The organism is Paenibacillus sp. URB8-2 (assembly GCF_013393385.1).
Lineage (GTDB): Bacteria > Bacillota > Bacilli > Paenibacillales > Paenibacillaceae > Paenibacillus_AQ.
On the sequence record NZ_AP023239.1, the window covers coordinates 4306671 to 4325509 of the forward strand.

At 37.3% G+C, this 18839-nt stretch carries 19 protein-coding genes; 1 reads left to right on the forward strand and 18 read right to left on the reverse strand.

Annotation, left to right across the window (positions count from 1 at the left end; all coding sequences use genetic code 11):
• Positions 1 to 523 precede the first annotated feature (523 nt).
• A complete protein-coding gene (locus PUR_RS19915) occupies positions 524 to 2044 on the reverse strand; it encodes an oligosaccharide flippase family protein (protein ID WP_179036741.1) in 1521 nt (506 codons plus the stop codon).
• Positions 2044 to 3114: a polysaccharide pyruvyl transferase family protein gene (locus PUR_RS19920; RefSeq protein WP_179036742.1), complete on the reverse strand. Its 1071-nt coding sequence runs from the start codon at positions 3112 to 3114 to the stop codon at positions 2044 to 2046. The genes PUR_RS19915 and PUR_RS19920 overlap by 1 nt, the downstream gene beginning before the upstream one ends.
• 833 nt (positions 3115 to 3947) lie before the next feature.
• On the opposite strand from PUR_RS19920, the gene PUR_RS26630 reads away from it, so the two are divergent.
• Positions 3948 to 4274 carry a transposase gene (locus PUR_RS26630; RefSeq protein ID WP_179038006.1) on the forward strand — a complete coding sequence of 109 codons (327 nt, stop codon included), beginning with the start codon at positions 3948 to 3950 and terminating at the stop codon, positions 4272 to 4274.
• Positions 4275 to 4527: 253 nt separating this feature from the next.
• Here PUR_RS26630 and PUR_RS19930 read toward each other — a convergent pair whose 3' ends face one another.
• The 16 genes from PUR_RS19930 to PUR_RS20005 form a co-directional block, all read right to left on the reverse strand.
• Entirely contained in the window at positions 4528 to 4929 is a 402-nt protein-coding gene (locus PUR_RS19930) for a hypothetical protein (RefSeq protein ID WP_179036743.1), read from the reverse strand.
• A 2-nt stretch (positions 4930 to 4931) separates the two neighbouring features.
• On the reverse strand, positions 4932 to 5558 hold the full coding sequence (locus PUR_RS26120) for a hypothetical protein (protein ID WP_232101576.1): 627 nt from the start codon (positions 5556 to 5558) through the stop codon (positions 4932 to 4934).
• Between the two features lie 445 nt (positions 5559 to 6003).
• Complete coding sequence (locus PUR_RS19940; protein WP_179036744.1) at positions 6004 to 6996, reverse strand: glycosyltransferase family 2 protein; 993 nt, start codon at positions 6994 to 6996, stop codon at positions 6004 to 6006.
• A gap of 24 nt (positions 6997 to 7020) precedes the next feature.
• Positions 7021 to 7992, reverse strand: coding sequence for a glycosyltransferase family 2 protein (locus PUR_RS19945; RefSeq protein ID WP_179036745.1), 972 nt, complete (start codon positions 7990 to 7992; stop codon positions 7021 to 7023).
• A gap of 1 nt (position 7993) precedes the next feature.
• Positions 7994 to 8992 (reverse strand): glycosyltransferase family 2 protein, encoded by a 999-nt coding sequence (locus tag PUR_RS19950; RefSeq protein ID WP_179036746.1) that lies wholly within the window; start codon positions 8990 to 8992, stop codon positions 7994 to 7996.
• Positions 8993 to 9039: 47 nt separating this feature from the next.
• Positions 9040 to 9981: a glycosyltransferase family 2 protein gene (locus PUR_RS19955; protein ID WP_179036747.1), complete on the reverse strand. Its 942-nt coding sequence runs from the start codon at positions 9979 to 9981 to the stop codon at positions 9040 to 9042.
• A 42-nt stretch (positions 9982 to 10023) separates the two neighbouring features.
• Positions 10024 to 11082 carry an EpsG family protein gene (locus PUR_RS19960; RefSeq protein ID WP_179036748.1) on the reverse strand — a complete coding sequence of 353 codons (1059 nt, stop codon included), beginning with the start codon at positions 11080 to 11082 and terminating at the stop codon, positions 10024 to 10026.
• 45 nt (positions 11083 to 11127) lie between these two features.
• Entirely contained in the window at positions 11128 to 11943 is an 816-nt protein-coding gene (locus PUR_RS19965) for a glycosyltransferase (RefSeq protein ID WP_232101577.1), read from the reverse strand.
• 14 nt (positions 11944 to 11957) lie between these two features.
• Entirely contained in the window at positions 11958 to 12842 is an 885-nt protein-coding gene (locus PUR_RS19970; RefSeq protein WP_179036750.1) for an NAD-dependent epimerase/dehydratase family protein, read from the reverse strand.
• A 3-nt stretch (positions 12843 to 12845) separates the two neighbouring features.
• Positions 12846 to 13472 (reverse strand): sugar transferase, encoded by a 627-nt coding sequence (locus PUR_RS19975; protein ID WP_179036751.1) that lies wholly within the window; start codon positions 13470 to 13472, stop codon positions 12846 to 12848.
• A gap of 29 nt (positions 13473 to 13501) precedes the next feature.
• Complete coding sequence (locus PUR_RS19980; RefSeq protein ID WP_124695152.1) at positions 13502 to 13726, reverse strand: hypothetical protein; 225 nt, start codon at positions 13724 to 13726, stop codon at positions 13502 to 13504.
• 26 nt (positions 13727 to 13752) lie between these two features.
• Entirely contained in the window at positions 13753 to 14745 is a 993-nt protein-coding gene (locus PUR_RS19985; protein WP_179036752.1) for a copper amine oxidase N-terminal domain-containing protein, read from the reverse strand.
• A gap of 2 nt (positions 14746 to 14747) precedes the next feature.
• Positions 14748 to 15392, reverse strand: a complete 645-nt coding sequence (locus PUR_RS19990; RefSeq protein ID WP_179036753.1) for a RodZ family helix-turn-helix domain-containing protein — start codon at positions 15390 to 15392, stop codon at positions 14748 to 14750.
• 23 nt (positions 15393 to 15415) lie between these two features.
• Positions 15416 to 17254: a polysaccharide biosynthesis protein gene (locus PUR_RS19995; RefSeq protein ID WP_179036754.1), complete on the reverse strand. Its 1839-nt coding sequence runs from the start codon at positions 17252 to 17254 to the stop codon at positions 15416 to 15418.
• Between the two features lie 58 nt (positions 17255 to 17312).
• A complete protein-coding gene (locus tag PUR_RS20000; protein ID WP_179036755.1) occupies positions 17313 to 17999 on the reverse strand; it encodes a CpsD/CapB family tyrosine-protein kinase in 687 nt (228 codons plus the stop codon).
• Positions 17980 to 18756 carry a YveK family protein gene (locus tag PUR_RS20005; protein WP_179036756.1) on the reverse strand — a complete coding sequence of 259 codons (777 nt, stop codon included), beginning with the start codon at positions 18754 to 18756 and terminating at the stop codon, positions 17980 to 17982. The genes PUR_RS20000 and PUR_RS20005 overlap by 20 nt, the downstream gene beginning before the upstream one ends.
• Positions 18757 to 18839: the final 83 nt, after the last annotated feature.

Consider the following 18839-nt stretch of genomic DNA (forward strand, 5'->3'; position numbering starts at 1 on the left):
AAAGGATATGTATAATAATTATTTTCCGGGTCAAAAAACGACAAACATTACTTACGAACCAGCTTATAATTGGAGTAATATAGCAATCGGTAAGGAGAAATCGAATTATGCCCAACTACTATTTCAAAGAAATCTGGACCCCCTTAAAGCTGTTTCGGATCAGTTTCTTCCGTGATGATGAGGACCGCGTTTGGATTAAGTTTGGAACGAAGCCGCGGAGGTTGTTGCGGAGACAAGCGGCGGACAAGTCGGGTGGAGATGTTGTTTAGAGGCTTAAGTTTGAGGTAGTTTCATTAGTGTAGTCCAGTTCTAATTGGCGGAAATGATAAGAGTTAGCGGAACCAGCCCTTGAACAAATCAAGGGCTTTTTTGGCTTTCATCATATTCCAACTCTGCTCATAACAATGATCATTATGAAAGTTAAAAAATGCAGATATGACATGAACCAACAGAACCACCAGACTAGTTGACTAGATCTATTATCTGACCTTACAATAATCCATTTTGTTCTGGTCATTTTACTCTATTTGAATAAATTTAGCACTACCTTTTTTATTGGTAAGATCAATAAGTTCTTTTCCTCCTGATTCATTCCAAAACTCACCATTGTAAGTGCAAACAATAAAGAATATAAACAGACAAAAAGAAAAAGTGAGAGATATGAAGTTATACTTATAAAATTCAATGCTATACTACTACCCAAAGTGATAATGAATATAGGAATGAACACTTTAATAATTTGAACCCAAAAATGCCGAATACTTAGTTTTAACTTCATATTGTAATAAAGATTGTTAACTAATGCGTTAATAAGCATTCCAATTGCAGTTGCGATTGCACAGCCTAAAATCCCCCATCTTGGAATAAACAATACGGTTAAAAAGATATTTAATATTGCAATTGAAAGATAGATGTATGCTTTTACTCTATGCATATTCATCGCTTCCAACATTGTAGCAAATAACGATTGGATAATTGAAAAAACTTGAGGAATTATTATTATAATGGCGATTGTGTATGAATATCTATAGCTTTCTCCTACCCATAAAGTAATGAAAGATTCCCCAAACAATACAAAGCCTGAAAATATATATCCAACTATAAAACATTGAATTCTTCCAATTCTAATCAATTCACTCATTATTTCTTCTGTATCTGCCTTATTGACTATCATTTTAGTAAATCTGGGCAAGTAAAAACTGGATATAACATTTGAAAAATTTGTAATATATGAATTAAGTTGAGTTGCTATCGCGTAAACAGCTATTGGAGTGGCTCCTAGATATAAACCAATTATAAATTGATCAGCATTCCAATAAATTTGAAAAGCTATTGCCGATAAAAAAATAAAAAAAGAATAACTGAATATTTCTCTAAGCAACTTGAGATTAATAGTGGATAGCTTAATAACTAAATTCAATTTAAATCGACAAAAAAAGATATTGATAACTCCTACTAGAAGATTAATTATTAAGGTAACTATAACCATACCTAAAGATTTGTATCCTATAAATAATACTAAGACCATTATTAAGGGGGTTAGTATTGTTTTAAATAGATTTACTATTTTCAAGAAAACAAATCTTTCATTCGCAGTAATAATTGAGCTAAATACGTTTAGAGGGAAAGAAATCGCGACATTTATTGCAGCAATAATAAATATTTTTTTAAAGATAACCAATTCGCTTAAAGTTAAAGTATTATGGAAAATAGAATTCAAATTTTGGAACAAAATAAAGCTTATTATTAGTGAAACAAGACCTATGAAAGAATAAAGCATTAAAAACATACCATTAACGCCTTGTTTCCCTACTTCGTTTTTTTCAGACAAATATTTCGCATTAAATCTGACAACTGCACTCCCAAATCCTAAATCAAGCAAAGCAATATATGCAATTATTGAATTGACAAGAGAGAACAAACCATATTCCGATTTCCCTAAAATTGAAACTATAAAGGGAGTTGAAACAAGAGAAATAGCAACTCCCACGAAAATTGATATATAAGTTATTATTGCTGCTAATTTGATATTAGTTTTTAGCATTACATCGAGTCCCTTGAGGCTTTCATAGATTCGACAATTTTTTCGTAATAATCTAGGGAAAAAGAGTTATTGTACTCAGACGGATCTATCTTCTTGAGTTCTTCTATAAGTCCAGGAATTTTTTCAACACTATTCGTATATTTAATGTACTCTAAGTGTTTAATCCAATTATAGCTTCCTTCAACCTTATAATTATAATTTCCCAGAGCAATACAAGGAGTCGAAGTAATAGCTGCAAATATCATTCCATGCAAACGATCTGTAATAACAATTTTAGACTCCCTAAACTGATTCCATAATTTATTGAGTTCTTCTTCCCGATCTTCAACTGAAACATTATGATGAACACACGTATCCGTGTAAATTACCTGCTCATAAATTTTCGAGCATTTTTGGATAATTTGTTTATCAATCTCCGTTAAGGCACTTTCCTTGTCATTTCTAATACATAGTAAAGCACCATTTCTTTTCTTATAGGGATAACTCATCTCAAGAAACATTACAATATCTGGAGTCAGTAAAACTTTATTATTCCCGAATCCCTCTTTCATGATATCATATGAAATTTGTTCTCTTGCTACTAATGTTAGGTGTTTATGCTTTTTATAGATTTCTTGTGATTTTTTAAATTCGGATTTTCCTTGTTCTGTATCACTAAAAAAAATTGTCTGTGGAAATAATATCATTTTATTGTTAGGAAATTTTGTTATTATCTCCCTTCTTATCTTTTCTTCTCTAAAATATTCTATTCCAAAGTTCCCACCACCTTGTAAAACAAAAATATCTTCTTTATTTGCAAACTTTTTCAAACACCTCAGGTTTTGAAAAAAATCAACAGTCAACACTTCTAAAATCTCATATTCAGAAAAATATTTTTCAAGTAATTTAATTTCAGCAAGTACTATTGCATGATCACCAAGATTGTCATGTTCAGGAGTTCCTACAACAAAGATCTTTTTTCCTTTTAAGTTGTATTTTCCTTTATTTTTTGAATATCCAGTATAGTAATTAACAAAATCTCGAATTGATATTTTCATTTTTAAGGGAACGAGTTTCTTTAGAGTCTTCATTTATAAATTTTCCTTTCTGCATTTATGAAGTTTTTAATAGAATCAATCACATCTTTTTTGATAATACTTGTCTAATTTAAACGAATTCTCCAAAGCTTTATCACTTTTACACTGAAAGTAAAAAGCGATTAAACTAAATTTCTTGATAAATTTTTCAAAATCGAAATAATAATTAAAAAGATCAGTGTTAATTACGATACTTCTTTTTTAGTAAAAAAGGAAACAAAATAGTAAAAATACTAAGACAAATAGAAAAAACAATAGCAGATGTATAGTAATGATTTAAAGAACTACTGAAATCTAAGAGAACGTTCAAATCGGTTAAATAAAGAGTAAAACTATCGTTAAGGACATGAATAACAACTTCGACCGTTGAATGGAAAGCCGGGAATAAACCATGAAGCAAATTCATACAAACAAATGTACGAGTACTACTTAGCTGTGCTTCATTGCAAGCCGAACATTCCCCAAATCGTAAACCGCTAAAAATTAACAAAAGAGCAAACCGAGCAGCTCCTAGACTTACTTAATCATAAGTGTCCTATGTACGTTTGGGTTAAAGACAAAGTACACTTGGATCTTAAATCTGCGAATAATGTCATACCTTAGTTAACGCGTCTGTCTTTGCTGCTACATTGCCTTGGACTCAACTACACCAAGGCGATGTATGCGTTGGCTCGTGCGGATCAAGGCCATTCGTGAGAAGACGCTGCCCAGTTTAATAAAAGATACTGGACGAGAAATCGCACACCTCCTATAAGAGAAACGAGTTCATGATTTGTGCCTATCAATCCTTACAATACAACTGGTTTTCTTAAGAACACCAACGCAAAATAAATAAAGCAAAACTCTTTTGTGTACTCAACTACGAAACCAACAAGGTGTATTACAAGGAAGATGATACGTACGATGCATCTGATCTGGAGCGTTTTTTAGATTCTATTTTGCAAGTATACCCGACTGGGAATATTTCCATGGTGGTAGACAATAGACGCAATTACAAGACGGCAGCGTTCGAAGGATTTGTGGAGAACCAGCTTCGCCTTAAGTTTATGTTTTATTCACGCCGGAGTACTCATCTGAGCTTGACCCGATTAAAGGACTATGGAGGTGACTCAAAAGCTATGTCAGATACACAATTTCATTTACAACCGTACTAACTATAAAACAATGACTTGTTAATGTTCTCATGAATTTATCCAAGGTATAGTGGACCTATTAAACCCGATTCATTTTTTTCTACGACTGCTCAATTAACGAACAGACGCGGTGTTCGAGACGACGCAAATAAAAGGTAGGGTCCCGGCGGAAACGAAGTCGGTTTGTTCCTTCCAGCAACCGAGACTCCCAACTCTTTCGTTCTTGGAGGTAACTTTCATAGTCCACATGTTGCAGTCGTTTCAGCAATTTATCCTACTTCAAGGCATCATCGACCCAGATCACGAATTCTCCACTGCGCCAAATGTAGCGATTCCAACTGCGTAGTCCCATCATTCGGCGGTGGCGCGTCTTGGTCCGGCGGAAAAATCGTTCATGGTCGTTATTGGTCCTTGGCAAGTAAGACGTGTCGTAACAGGCAAACAAGCCCTCCCAAAATCCGGTCGTGTATCGTTCAAAATTCTCCACCATTACGGTATCTTCTGTGCGGGTATAGGTATTCTTCAATTCATTTTTCAACCACTGCATTTGTACACGAACGCAGTCCGCCGTTTGCTCCGCAGAAGCACTCAAAATATGGGCGGCGTCTTCCAGAGGTCTTAGCCAGCGCTTCACGTTCTCGTACGAGGAGCGGAAGCCATCCAGCTTTTCAAACAACTTCAGTAGCTTTTCGCTGTAGGCGAACCCCCTTTTTTAGCGCTTCGCTGAAGCGAGTTCCGAATCGCCTGGGCTTCTTCATAGACCCGGATGCCCGGGAGATCCAGTGGCGGGTTGCCATCTTCGAGCAACACGGAACGCACCGCCGCCAGGTAGTCTTTAGCAATGGCGGCATCTTCAGAATCGTCGGGCTGGACCTGTTTTTCCAATTGGCGAATCCCCCGCAAGTTCTTCTTAATCCCGGTCTTGAGCTTGCGGTCAAGCTCCATGACCGGTTTGGCAATATCTTTTAGATAATGGTACTGACAATATTGGTAGGGCACTTCCGGCCACATACCGGACATCGCCAGGCGAATGGAGTGCTGGCCATCACTAAGGAGTCCAATGACGGGGAAGCCAAGTTGCTCTACCGGTTCAAGCAGACGCTTCAATTCTTCAGCGCTGCCGCTTTTTAAGTTTTTGGCCGCCAAGATGCTGCCGCTAAATCCTTCCCGCACTACGTACAAGGTTTCATTGCCTTTTTCCGGTTGAACGCCGTCCATGGAAAGAAGTAAACCTCCATGTTCCTGCACAACTTCGGCTAAGATCTCGCGAAGATGCTCTGTTACTGAAGCACGAAGCAGCGTCAAGTATCGCTCGTAAGAGTCGTTCACAGTTTCGTTCAGACGTGACAACCCCGCGTCGGTTCAGTTCCGTATGCAGTTCGGACAGCGTATAGTGGTGCTTAAACCGAAGTTCACCCACAAGGGCAAGAACGTCGAATCCATAGGAAGTATGTTTCATGACAAGAGCATCGGCTTCGACAGAGCGATAATAAGACCCCGGATAAGGACACTCCGGGTGAGGACAAGCATAGGCCATATTCCAGACGTCAAAAATACCTGTCAATGTATTGACGTATTTATGCCAGGCCGTATGATGTCGTTTGAGTTTGGTTCCGCAGTGCGGGCATTGTCGCAGTTCACTATGAAAATAGACTCTTTTTTCCGGGGTAATCCGGTTCTTGGTTGAAGGCATACATACCTCCTCCTTCCTTACCTTTTATTACCCCATAGGAGAATCTTTCCACATAGGTTAGTGAAACGGGCAGACGTAGTTTTTTTTGCTATATTTTTTATAAAAAAAATTATATAAAGGGTTATACAAAAGGATTAACAAAATAGCAATTTTCAATTCTACTCTAGCATTTTTATTAAAAACTATTGCAAATAAATTTTTTTTAATAAAGAGAATAAAATTTTTGCTATAGTTTTTATTAGATCCATCGTCTTCTCTCAACTGATAATTGTAAACTCCCACTCCATCGTTTAAAGCTTTACTTAGCGATAGCTTAACCAAACTATTATAATTGTTTCCTTTAATATTTTTATACTGTTCGACTGATGCGCAAAATTTATCATACACTTTCTTACTACTAATAGACCCAGTAATACTTTCTGCCCGCTTTAAATAATAGTATTTAGGCCTGCTAACAAAAACAACTTTTTCTGATTTAATGAATAATCTATGTGTAGTGAAAATATCTTCATAATATTTACCAATTGGATATCTAATACTCGAAAATAACTCCTTTTTATATATTTTATCCCAAGCAAAATGATTAATCTCTTTATCTTCCAATAACATACTGACAGATTGTTTATTATTATAGATAAAGACTTCTCCAGAATACTCTTTAAACTCTGTTGCAACATTATTAAAAACTTCATAACGACCACATACTACAATATCAGCTTGATATTTTATAACTTGTTCATACATTACTTCAAACATATCATATTCAATCCAGTCGTCACTATCTACAAATCCGATATAATCCCCCTTAGCAATATCAATACCAAAATTCCTCGCTTCAGATAAACCACCGTTTTCTTTATGAACAACTCTAACCCTAGAATCTATTTCTGCATAATTATCACATATTTCAGGACAATTATCTGGAGAACCATCATTAATAAGTATCAATTCGAAATTTCTGAAGCTTTGATTTAATATAGAATCAATACATTTTCTTAAATAATTTTCTACATTATAAATTGGTACAATTATGCTAATTACTGGATTCACTAATAGCACTTCCTTTAGAACAGTCTATAATCGATTAAAAAGCTTGCCTATAACTTTAATTCCAAAAATATTAACAGCAATAAATAATAATTTATATTTTCTATTTTTATTATATTTCAATACATACTTTTTGCTTTGTAGTTGCTTATTAAACTGATTCATTTCCTTTTTATGAGTTTGATAATATTTATAAGATGATTTAATAAGTCCTAAGTATAATTGGGCACACCGAGATAAGATCAAGTCTCCCTTTACTCCCTTAAATTTTTCACTTTGAGCTAACATTAATAGGTCATTAAGGATAAATAATTTATCGGTTTCTTTTTTTAGTTTGTGGCTATTAATAATTGATCCCTTTCTCTCTGCTCTGTTTACATAGAAAGAATCATAACAAAATCCAATTTTGTTAGCAGTAAGCAATAACTCAGGGCCATATCTTTCATCTTCATGATAAATTCCCTCAACAAATTTGAGTTTATTTTCTATCAAAAAACTTCTCTTGACTACAAATTGCCAAGCGGCCCCCCAGAAGTCAGCTTGATTATATAGAAATTCAAATACTTCAACACCCGAATAGATCTCACTACTTTTAGTAAGATATTTTCTTTCTCTATAAAAATTATTTTTGTCATAATATGACTTAATATGGACTACCAATATTTCTAAATCTTGTCTTAATATTCTTTTACTTAGTTTATCAAAGAAATCTACATCTAACCAATCATCACTGTCCAAAAAAACTATGTATTCCCCTGAGGCAATACTCATTCCCACATTTCTAGCAGAAGATAACCCTCCGTTATTTTTATGAATAACATGCACCCTACTATCGGACTGTTTATAACTATCACATATACTAGGACAATTATCTGGTGACCCATCGTCAACTAAAATAATTTCTATGTTGATATACGATTGATTTAGGACACTGTCAATACATTGATGAATATACTGTTCAACTTTATATACAGGAATTACCACACTAAACTTCACCATTTTACTCTCCCCCGAATTTCAGTAACGATCTTATATATAAGATTTTCGCTGTCATTCGAATCCCCAAAATATCACATAAAATTTTTGAATACCTTTGCTTTTTTGATTTAATATATTTAGTTCGATTATATTCTTTCTTAACTTTATCTAACAGATACTTCCTTTCATTTATTGGTAAATAATTCAAATTAATAATACTTGTAAATATCATACATGCAAAATTGTTATTTAATCTAATTGATAAATACTCATTTTTTAAGTGATTATTAATCCAATCAATGCTTTGACAAGCTGCATTTATTCTATCAAGTTCTGGTTTTAGTTTTTTAATAGAAGTTGTAGCACCATTTCTCTTTATTCTGTAAATTAGGACCTGACAGTTATTGAAAGAGATTGTAATTGAATTCAAAATAAGTTTGAAAACTAGTTTAACATCTTCATATAAGACTCCTTCTTCAAAAAACAAATGATTTTCAAAAATAATATCTCTTTTTATAATAAATTGCCAAGGAAACCAATCAAACAATGGATTTATTTGTAGTAATTTTATCATTCCTTCAGTAGATGAATATTTACTATTTTGTAATTCCGAGTAATCAATAGATGAATTCGTAAGTTCTCCAGTCGAACTGTTTAAAATTTTATAGTTATGAAATATTATATCTACATTTTGTTTGGCAATAATGGAATCGGTAGAAGTAAATACATCATCTATCAAGTAATCATCACCGTCTAAAAAAAACAAATAATCGCCTGTTGAAGCACTAATTCCAGCATTACGTGCAGATGATTGGCCATTATTTTTCTGATGTAGGACTTTAATTCTATCATCTAGTTTCGCATAATCATCACAAATTTGTGGACAACGATCTGTAGAACCATCATCTACTAATATAATTTCTAAACTTGAGTATGATTGATTCAATATACTATCTATACACTGATGCAAATAATCTTCTATATTATAAACTGGAATGATTACACTATATCTTTTTGACATAATACCCCCTGCTATGATTTCACTTATTCTTTAAATTCCTTATTGCTTTAAATTAAATACTTCCCTTCCAGCATAGTTTTGTATCTAAGTTTATATAAAAGAATAAACAAACCAACAAGTACATTGTGCTTTGTGAATTGAAATTTATAATTTTTCAAAACAAAATCTATACTTAGTAGTTTGCTTACAGTCTTTTCATCAGAACCTTTATTTAAAATTTCTCTAAAATTATAAACAAATAAAATACAAAGGTAATTTTCATATTCACTTTTCAATTCATCACTGATAAGAGAACTTAAACGAAAATACACATCAAAATTTTCCCTTATAACTCTATTATTTATGGCCGAGCCTTCTCGTTGTATATAATAAAAATAAATTGTAGAATCATAATAAATATTTCTACAATGATTGATACATTTTATTTGAAACTCTTGATCTTCGGTATATTTGGTGTTTTCATCAAAATATAAAGCATTATTCTTAATAATATTTTTTTTGATTATAAAAGAACACATACACTGACTTATTTTTTTAGTTAAAAATAATTTTAAAAATTGTTGATTTGAAAATAAGCCTTCATCAAATTTCAATGTTTGGTATTTTTTAATAATATGATTATCACAAACATGAATATATCCAAATGAGTACATATCTATATCCTTGTCTTTAAGAATCTCATCAGCATTCTTTAATAAATCAGAAGTTATCTTATCATCTCCATCCAAAAAAAGAATGTATTCTCCTAAAGAGGAACTAATTCCATTATTCCGTGCTGATGACACACCACCGTTCTCTTTGGAAATTATTTTTATGCGTTTATCTTTTTGCTTATACTTCTTTACTACTTCCAATGTTTTATCAGTTGAACCATCATCAATCACGATAAGCTCAAAATCTTCAAAAGATTGGCTCAAGACGCTTTCAATGGTTATGTTTATAATATTTTCCAAATTAAAACATGGAACAATAATACTAAATACACACATATTTTTCTCCTTTTGTGATAAGACAATAAATTTTATTTTTAATTATTTTGGAAAGAAAAATACAAAAGGAAAATTTGCTGGATTTTTTAATTCTGATAAAAATAATAATGATGCCCAAATAATTACTATGAAGAAGATAAAGCTTTTTTCATATTTGTTGATATCCAGCTTTAATAAAAATGGAAATAATACTATTTCTAACACTCTAAACAACATATTTATTCTTGTTGCAAACATTTCTTGAAATGAAAAAATACAATATAAAATAAAACCTAAGAAATATAATTTAAATAACCCTTCGAAGCTATTATTTGACCGTATTAATTTGGGATAGTAAAAAAGAAAAGGAAATAGAAGCAGAACTCTCTGCAAAATCCCTAGACTGTCAACAGAGACTTCAAAGTTATCAGAATATATTATTAATTTGGTCTTCACAAAATTTGGCATTATATCAATAACAAAATTAGAAAAGTATCTATTCGTTAAGAAAATAACTAGAAGCAAAACAGTTAGGCTAAAATATCTTCTCCTTGTTATCATTATGTTATAAAAAAAATAAGCTATAAAGATAAAAATACCCGAAGTATGAACACTTATACTAATTAATGCAAAAATGAATACTTTTTTATAGTTTCTCTCCTCAATATCTTTTAAAAGATATAGGAATATCCCCATCACAACCCCTTGTCTAATTCCATTAAAAACATAACCTATATAAAAAACTAAAATAAAAATAAAAGAAGAAAATATTGGATATACACTTTTCTTTCTTATTCCTTCGAACATAAAATAAAGTGTAAATAGGGAAAAAATAAAAAATAAGGAGTAACTCGAAAATCCCATCATCTTTAGCATACTTACTACTAATCGAAAGCCTGGCTCCAGATATTCATAATCGTGATAATGATTTATACTTTCAAATATAATTAAATATCGAAAAAAATCTGTCCCTATACCAAAGCGTATTCCAGCAAGGAACGAAAATGATAAAATAAACAAAAAAACAAAAAATCTAATCTGCTTTTTTGAATATTGTTGAATCACTACTTCTTTAACTGATAATAAAAACATTATAATATAACTGACAAAGTAAACATTCATTAGTACTCACCTTTTTTATTTCAAGTTCTATAGTTAGATTATTGTTTATCCTCTTAGTAATTTTATATATAACCATTTTCTCACTTTATTGGGTAACATAAGACGTGTAACAAACCTAACAGAATTATTATAAAAATAATCAAAAATATTTATCATTTTATTTTTTAGCATAAAATCAAATATTCGTTTCTGTGTTAGAAAATAACTCCATCCTCCACGTCTACGAAATGTATCCTCATTTATTCGAACATTTACTAGTGTCTCGTTAAGATTTGCAAATGTACACCCAGCAAGGAACATTCTAATCCATAGATAATAGTCCTCATTTAAATACCAATGCATGTAACTTCCGCATTTTTCCACATCACTTTTCTTGAACATGACGCTCATATGATTAAATGGACTTCTTGTCTTCATATATCTTTTTATATCTTGATCTTCTAATGGAACTTTTCTATAACTAACGATGTTATCGGAGTAACAAATGAATTCTGAAATATTTGTACCCACTAAACTTATTTCTTCGTTGTTCCCAAAGCACTCAAGTTGCTTTTCAAACCTTGTTGGCATACTTATATCGTCACTATCCATACGCGCTACTAACTCATGACTACAATACTGAAGCCCTTCTCTTAATGCAGCTCCAAGACCAACATTTACAGGTAGCCAAACCAATTTCATAAAATTAAAAATATTTTGGTATTGTTTTAATTCATATTCTGTAGCATCTGGTACTTTACCATCGATAACTATCACTATTTCATCGGGCTTAACAGTTTGATTAATAATACTATCTATAGCTTGCTTCACATGTGCAACACGATCATTTTTATAAACCGACATTAACACTGAAAATTTCATACTCGTCAACTCTTTCATGTTGATTCTTTGTCAATATACATCTTTAATGAATCAATAGAATTTACAATACAATAACTCCAATTGAAATGATCAGACATTTGTCTATCGTAATATTTACTCCCAAATATTTTATTAATAATTTTTAACTTTATAGCCATGAACTTTAAAATCCCCATAAAGCTACGAGTAAACCATATCTTTCTTCCCATTATTTTGGCTATTACTTTTATGATTAGAGTTGTATTCATGTAATCTTTATTTTGCGGATAATATACCCCCATTGCCCTATTCACGATAATAAGTTTTAAGAACTCAATTAAATTATCAATGTAGATCATACTTCTATCATTTTTTATGTCAAAAAAAACTGGAGTATATTTTGCGATTTTGATAAGCCTAGGAAAATTCCCTTTGCAGTTCGGTCCATATACCATTGGCGTTCTAACTACAACGGTCTTAAAATATTCGCAATTCAACCCCTGTATAGCGACATCAGCTTCTAATTTGCTTTTCCCATAAAAATCGATCGGGTTCGGCTTAGTATCAGCCGTAATTATTTGCTGTTCTCCAATTTTGCTATCAGAACCATAAATGATCATACTGCTCATAAATATAAATTGCTTTACTTTTTCTATCTTCGCCTTAGTCGCCACTTCTATTGCAAGATCCCGATTAACCTTATAATACAAATCTTCCATTTTAGGATCAGCCGAGACATGCGCTATACCAGCAACATGCAGAACTGTGTCATATCCTGAGAAATCGTGGTTTTTCCATTCTTCCCCCCTAACGGATATCTCCTCGACCTCGTACTGATCCGGCCATTGGCTTACCCATTTGATAAAGCTTGTTCCTATGTAGCTTCCCCTGCCGGTTATCAGAATCTTCTTTCTGCTCATTTCTTAAGAGGCAACTCCTTTAGCTTTGGATGCTGATTTGAGGTTCTCTCCTTCAACGACGCCGTCGGATTTGAGGACTCGGGCAATGGTCATGACAAAGATTTTGGCATCAAAAATGAGAGAAACTTTCTTGGTATAAGCTCCATCAAATTTCGCCTTTTCTTCATTAGGGAGTTCATCGCGTCCGTTAATCTGTGCCCATCCGGTCAGGCCCGGCTTAATAGCATTTGCTCCGTACTTGTCTCTCTCCTCAAGCAAATCATACTGATTCCAAAGGGCAGGGCGGGGTCCGATAATGCTCATTTCTCCCTTTACTATATTGATAATCTGAGGCAGCTCGTCCAAGCTTGTCTTTCTGAGGAACTTGCCAACTCTAGTAATGCAGGCTTCCGGGTTCTTCAATAAATGGGTGGGCATATCTTTGGGTGTGTCGGTGCGCATCGTTCTGAACTTCAGAATAAAGAATTCACTCTTATGCTTACCGATCCGTTTCTGCTTGAAGAGAACCGGGCCCCTGGACTCAAGCTTTATGGCCGCTGCGATAATGATAAGGAAAGGCCACAAGCAAAGCAGAGCGATGAGAGCAAGCAGAATATCCACGACCGGTTTAATCCTTGTATAAGACCTCATAGAATTCACCCTTATTCCAGTTTTCGTTACTACATCCCAACTTCAAACGAATAGCCCAATTCTTCTAGCGTTGGCACTTTTCTCGGCTCACCCAGTTGAATGATCAAGCCGCTGTCCATCGTCGCAAGCCGTTTAACTTCAGAGTTCATGCGGGTGTCAGGTATACTTGCCTTGGTCGCATACGTTTCTTGCTGACCCGATATTTCAAGCGTTACGGTATTCTCGACAACGGTTAACAAGTCTCTCAATCTCATAGTTATACCTCCATTGGTATGTTCGATTAACCTGCCATGCCTTTAACCAACTCAAGCCCACTATTGACTTGTGACTCAAAGGCGCTGCGATACTGGTCAATAATGGCTGTATCATAACCGTTCGCTTTCAGCTTCGATTCAGCAGCGGAAATTATGCTATTAAACGATGAAGTAAATGAACTCAACTGCTGCTCGCCTTTGGAGAGAATTGCAGCCTTGGCTTTGTCATCCTTGGCGTTCAGATATTCCAATGCCAGTCCCATCAAGACAGATTTTGCTTGGGATTGTAGCGAGGTAAGTTTCGCTTCCGTTTCGCTGGTGATCTGTTCGTAGGAAGGTTTACTTTCTGCCGCACCTCCGGAAGCGCCCGTTCCAGCCTGTGCGGTCGGCGCAGGTGTTGATGTTGGTTGTTCCGTTGGACTTACGCTTGAGGAATCGTCGCTTTTACTCTTCGTATCATCCGGATTTTGCGCCTTATATGCGCTGGTAAAGGCTGTAATGCTCTTGGTCTTCTGATCCCATTTCAGGGTGGTCCCTGCCGCTTCAGATAGAAAGCGCAGCGGCACATACATGGTGCCGTTCAGTATGTAGCTGGATAAACCTTGGGGGATACTCTTGATGGAGCCGTTAAAGACATAGCTTGCATTTACTTTACTGAGAGCAACGGTCTTGGTTACTCCTGTGGAAGTTTCCTGATTGCCCGCGTTTATTAAATATTCTTGGATCACGGTCATCTCACGGCTGTTTGGCTCAGCGACTGTTACTCTGACATTCTTGGCGTCCCAGCTTACGCTCCTCTGAAGCGCGTAAGAGATGAAGCGCAGCGGCACATAAGTGGAATTGTTATAAATAATGATATATTGTCCCTCAGGAGGCTGCAGGTTGATCCCGTCAAACGTTATTGCTGCCTTTACAGTCTGCGCTTTAATGATGACTGGAGCAGCGTATGCCGAAACTGGGGCAATGCTGATCAGCAGCGTCAGCCATAGTATTGCAGCGGAATATCTTAATTTGCCCATATTTACTCACTTTCCTTTTCTTCTGCTAGTGTCTGGCTGCGTGATTTCCCCTCGCTGACGCCATATTTCTTGGCAATCTGCACGAGCTCGTTATACTGCTGTTCCGAGACTTTTCCCATCACAAGAGTTCGGGCTTCCTTCTTCTCATCGATTGTCAAACCGCCTTGAGCCAATGCCTGAAGTTGTTTTATGTCAGACATGCTTAATTCGCCCAAAACAATGGAGACGACGTCGGCCTTATCTTTTACACTTACATTTTCCTGGATCTTCTTGGCCATCTCCGTGGAGATTTGCGGAGTGTATTGGGTTAGAGAATCCGACTTGGCAGCAGGTGAAGATGAGGGTTGACTCTGCTCCTTGACGGCTTTGGTACCGGTATTGTCGTCCGCATTAGCATTGGCTGCAGTGTCTATCGGCTTGGTATTTGTTGAATCCGTCACCTGCGGAACAGCTGTTTCCGTTGGTGAAGCCGGTGCCGTAGATACTTGAGGTTCGGCTATGCCCCCAGTCCCCGTCTCCAGTCCCTCCGCCATGGAATTCATCAGTTTGTTCACCGCATAATTGGCAGCAAATGCTCCGCCTATACCCAGAATTATGATGACCGACAACGCCCAGGCCAGTATTTTAGTCCATCTCTTCTTGAACATTGTAATCCTCCGTTAGCTTGTGATTAACTGATGGCCGCATTGGCAACAGGCATCATCGGTACAATCTGATTGATAATCTCCCGGACTGAAGCCGTGTTGCTCTCTGATAGTGCACGCTCCAAACGTTTAAATTCAAGCTCCAATTGGCTTGAGGTTAAGACCGCCGGTCTGCCAATAAATATACGGTCATGCTGAGTTGACCCCAAATTCTCTTCCGCCGTAAGCAGCTCTTCGTATAGCTTCTCGCCCTCGCGGATACCGGAAAATGCTATCTGGATGTCCTTGTAAGGCTCGTAACCGGATAAGGTGATCAAGTCTTCGGCCAGAGTCAGAATCTTCACCGGTTTACCCATATCCAGCACAAAGACTTCGCCGCCTTCGGCAATTGCTCCCGCCTGGATCACAAGCTGTACCGCCTCAGGAATCGTCATGAAGTACCTAACCATCTCGGGATGGGTGACGGTAACTGGCCCCCCCTCAGCGATCTGCTGTTTGAAGACCGGAACAACGCTTCCCCGGCTGCCGAGCACATTACCGAAACGCACAGCTGAGAACTTGGTCTTACTTCTTGTATTCAAGCTCTGTACATACATTTCCGCAATCCGCTTCGTAGCCCCCATAACGCTCGTCGGGTTAACGGCTTTGTCCGAGGATATCATGACAAAGCGGTCTGTACCGTATTCATCCGCGCAGTCCGCTACATTGCGAGTGCCAAAAACATTGTTCTTGATCGCTTCGGAAGGATTACCCTCCATAAGCGGTACATGCTTGTGCGCTGCTGCGTGAAAGACAACCTGCGGGTGATGGGCACGAAATACATCCATCATACGGGCGCGGTCCTGAATATCGGCGATGATCGGAACAAGATTCAGATTCGGGAAGCTTTTTCGAAGCTCCATTTCGATCGTGTAAATGCTGTTCTCTCCGTGCCCGAGAAGCAGAAGCTTGTCCGGCATAAATTTGGCGACCTGACGGCAGAGCTCCGAACCGATGGAGCCTCCGGCCCCGGTAATCAGAACCACTTTGTTATGAACATAACCTAAAATACTGTTCAAGTCCTCGACTATGGGTTCGCGTCCAAGCAAATCTTCTACGCTGACATCGCGCAACCGTTTAACCGAGACCTTGCCGGTGATCAAGTCATTAATCGCCGGAATAATCTTCAACTTGATGCCGGTCTGCTTGGCAATGCCGATAATCTCCGATATTTCCGTTCGGGATACAGAGGGCATCGCTATGATTATTTCATTGATTTCCTGCTCACTTACAATGCGCGGGATAGAGTGCCGGTTTCCCAACACCGGAACGCCCAAAATGGACATCCGAAGTTTGTAGGGACTGTCATCTATGAATCCTACCAATTGGGTATGGGTAAAAGAAGAACTCTTCATTTCCTTAGCAATTAGCGTGCCACAATCACCGGCACCCACGATCAGCGCACGGTTCTGCTCTTCATGGCGTCCGTTCCGTTCCTTATGAACGACCACCCTCCATAAAAAGCGGGTCCCGCCGACCAGCAGCAGGGTCGTTTCGATTACCCGCGCCTCAACTCCAAGCGGAAGACGTTCATCGAACAGCAGCAAAGAAAAGATGTAAGACAATATCGCTCCAACAAGGATGGCCTTGAGAATGGCTACGATCTCGCCAATACTCGCATATTTCCATATTCTTCGGTACAAGCCGAAGTAGTAAAGACTGCCTCCAAAGGTAAACGAAGAAATTAAGCAATATTGCAGCATTTGGCGGGAATAATTATCGGGAATATCTCCATAGAACCGCAGAAGATAGGACGTTTCAATACTAAACCACACGATGATAAGATCGATCATGAATAATAGGATAAATCGTTTGTTCGCTGTCATTTTCAGTGCCTCCGAAAAATAACATATGGTGACTATTAAAGCCTGTTTCAACCTGTGGTTAATTGCCGTAATAATAGTAATAATAGCCTTCACTGGCTTTGCGTTTAACATTATTCATAACGACGCCAAGCACTCGGCCTCCTACCCGGTCCAAGTTTGCTTTGGCTTTCACTGCGATATCGCGTTTGACTCTCCCGTAGCTTACTACCATAATCACTCCGTCGCTCTTGGAAGCCATAATCTGAGCGTCCGTGACAGCGAGCAAGGGCGGAGTATCTATGAGGATGATATCGAAACGTTGTCTCAGTTCCTGCAGAACTGCGCTCATCCGGTTGGATGCAAGCATTTCGGCTGGATTCGGCGGAATCGGACCTGAGGTAATAATCGATAAATTGGGAACTTCCGAGCCCTGAATAACCTCATCCAGGTTCGCCTGCTGCGATAATAGAGAGGACAAGCCATATCGGTTGCTTAGCGAGAAGGTCCGGTGTCCGGTTGGCTTCCGCATATCTGCGTCAATTAACACTACCTTCTTGTCCGCTTGTGCATAGGCGGCGGCCAGGTTGGCGGTAACTGTTGATTTCCCTTCCTCAGGCCCTGAGGAGGTAACCATAATGACCTGAATCTTGTCATCTACTGAGGAAAAATCAATATTTGTCCGAAGAGCCCTGAACGCTTCCGAGACGGTAGAACGCGGATTGGTGACAGTAATCAAATGACGTTGTTTACTTTGCTGCTGTGACATGTTCGAGTTCTCCCGTCTTTCTGATTTGCGTTGCGGAGACTGGCTCTCCGGCTTTCACTTCTTCCGCTCCCACTCTCGTAATCATAGCCAAGGTCGGAAGTCCGAGCACTTGCTCGATATCTGCTTCAGTCTTGAGCGTGTCGTCCATATACTCCAGCAAGAAAGCAATCCCCAAACCGATCATCAGGGATACGACAAAAGCGATAGCCAGATTCAGCATGACATTCGGTTCCACCGGACCGGGAGCTTGTACTGGATCTACTTTGGCTTCGTTAAGGATCGAAACGTTCTGCACGTTGAACAAATCTGGAATCTCTTGCTTGAATACGAGCGAGATGGCGTTAACTACCTCGGCTGCCCTTGAATAGGAATTATCACGGACTACGAGGGTCATCACCTGCGTATTATTTACGGAACTGACATTGACCTTTTTCATAAGCTCATCCGTTGTCAGATTGAACTGTGGATATTTGCTGGCAACGATGTCCAATATGGCAGGAGTCTTAATGATTTCCTTATACGTGTTGATCAATTGGATATTCGTGTTGATTTGATTGAGATCCAGTTGGGCAACCGCCGTTTGGTTAGGTGTCTGATTGACAATAATCTTGGTTGAAGCCTCATATACCGGGTTCTTGATATATACGCTGTATATTCCGGCGATACCGCACGCTAAAATAACGATTCCGACGATCAGCCACAACCGTTTCCGAATAATCCGGAAATAGTCGCGAAGATCCAATTCTTGTGATAACACGTATAATTCCCTCCAAGCTCTTCTTGAAATATTTCAAGCCTTACTTCTACGAGAAACGCCTACCCCTTCCTTTAAATAGCGGC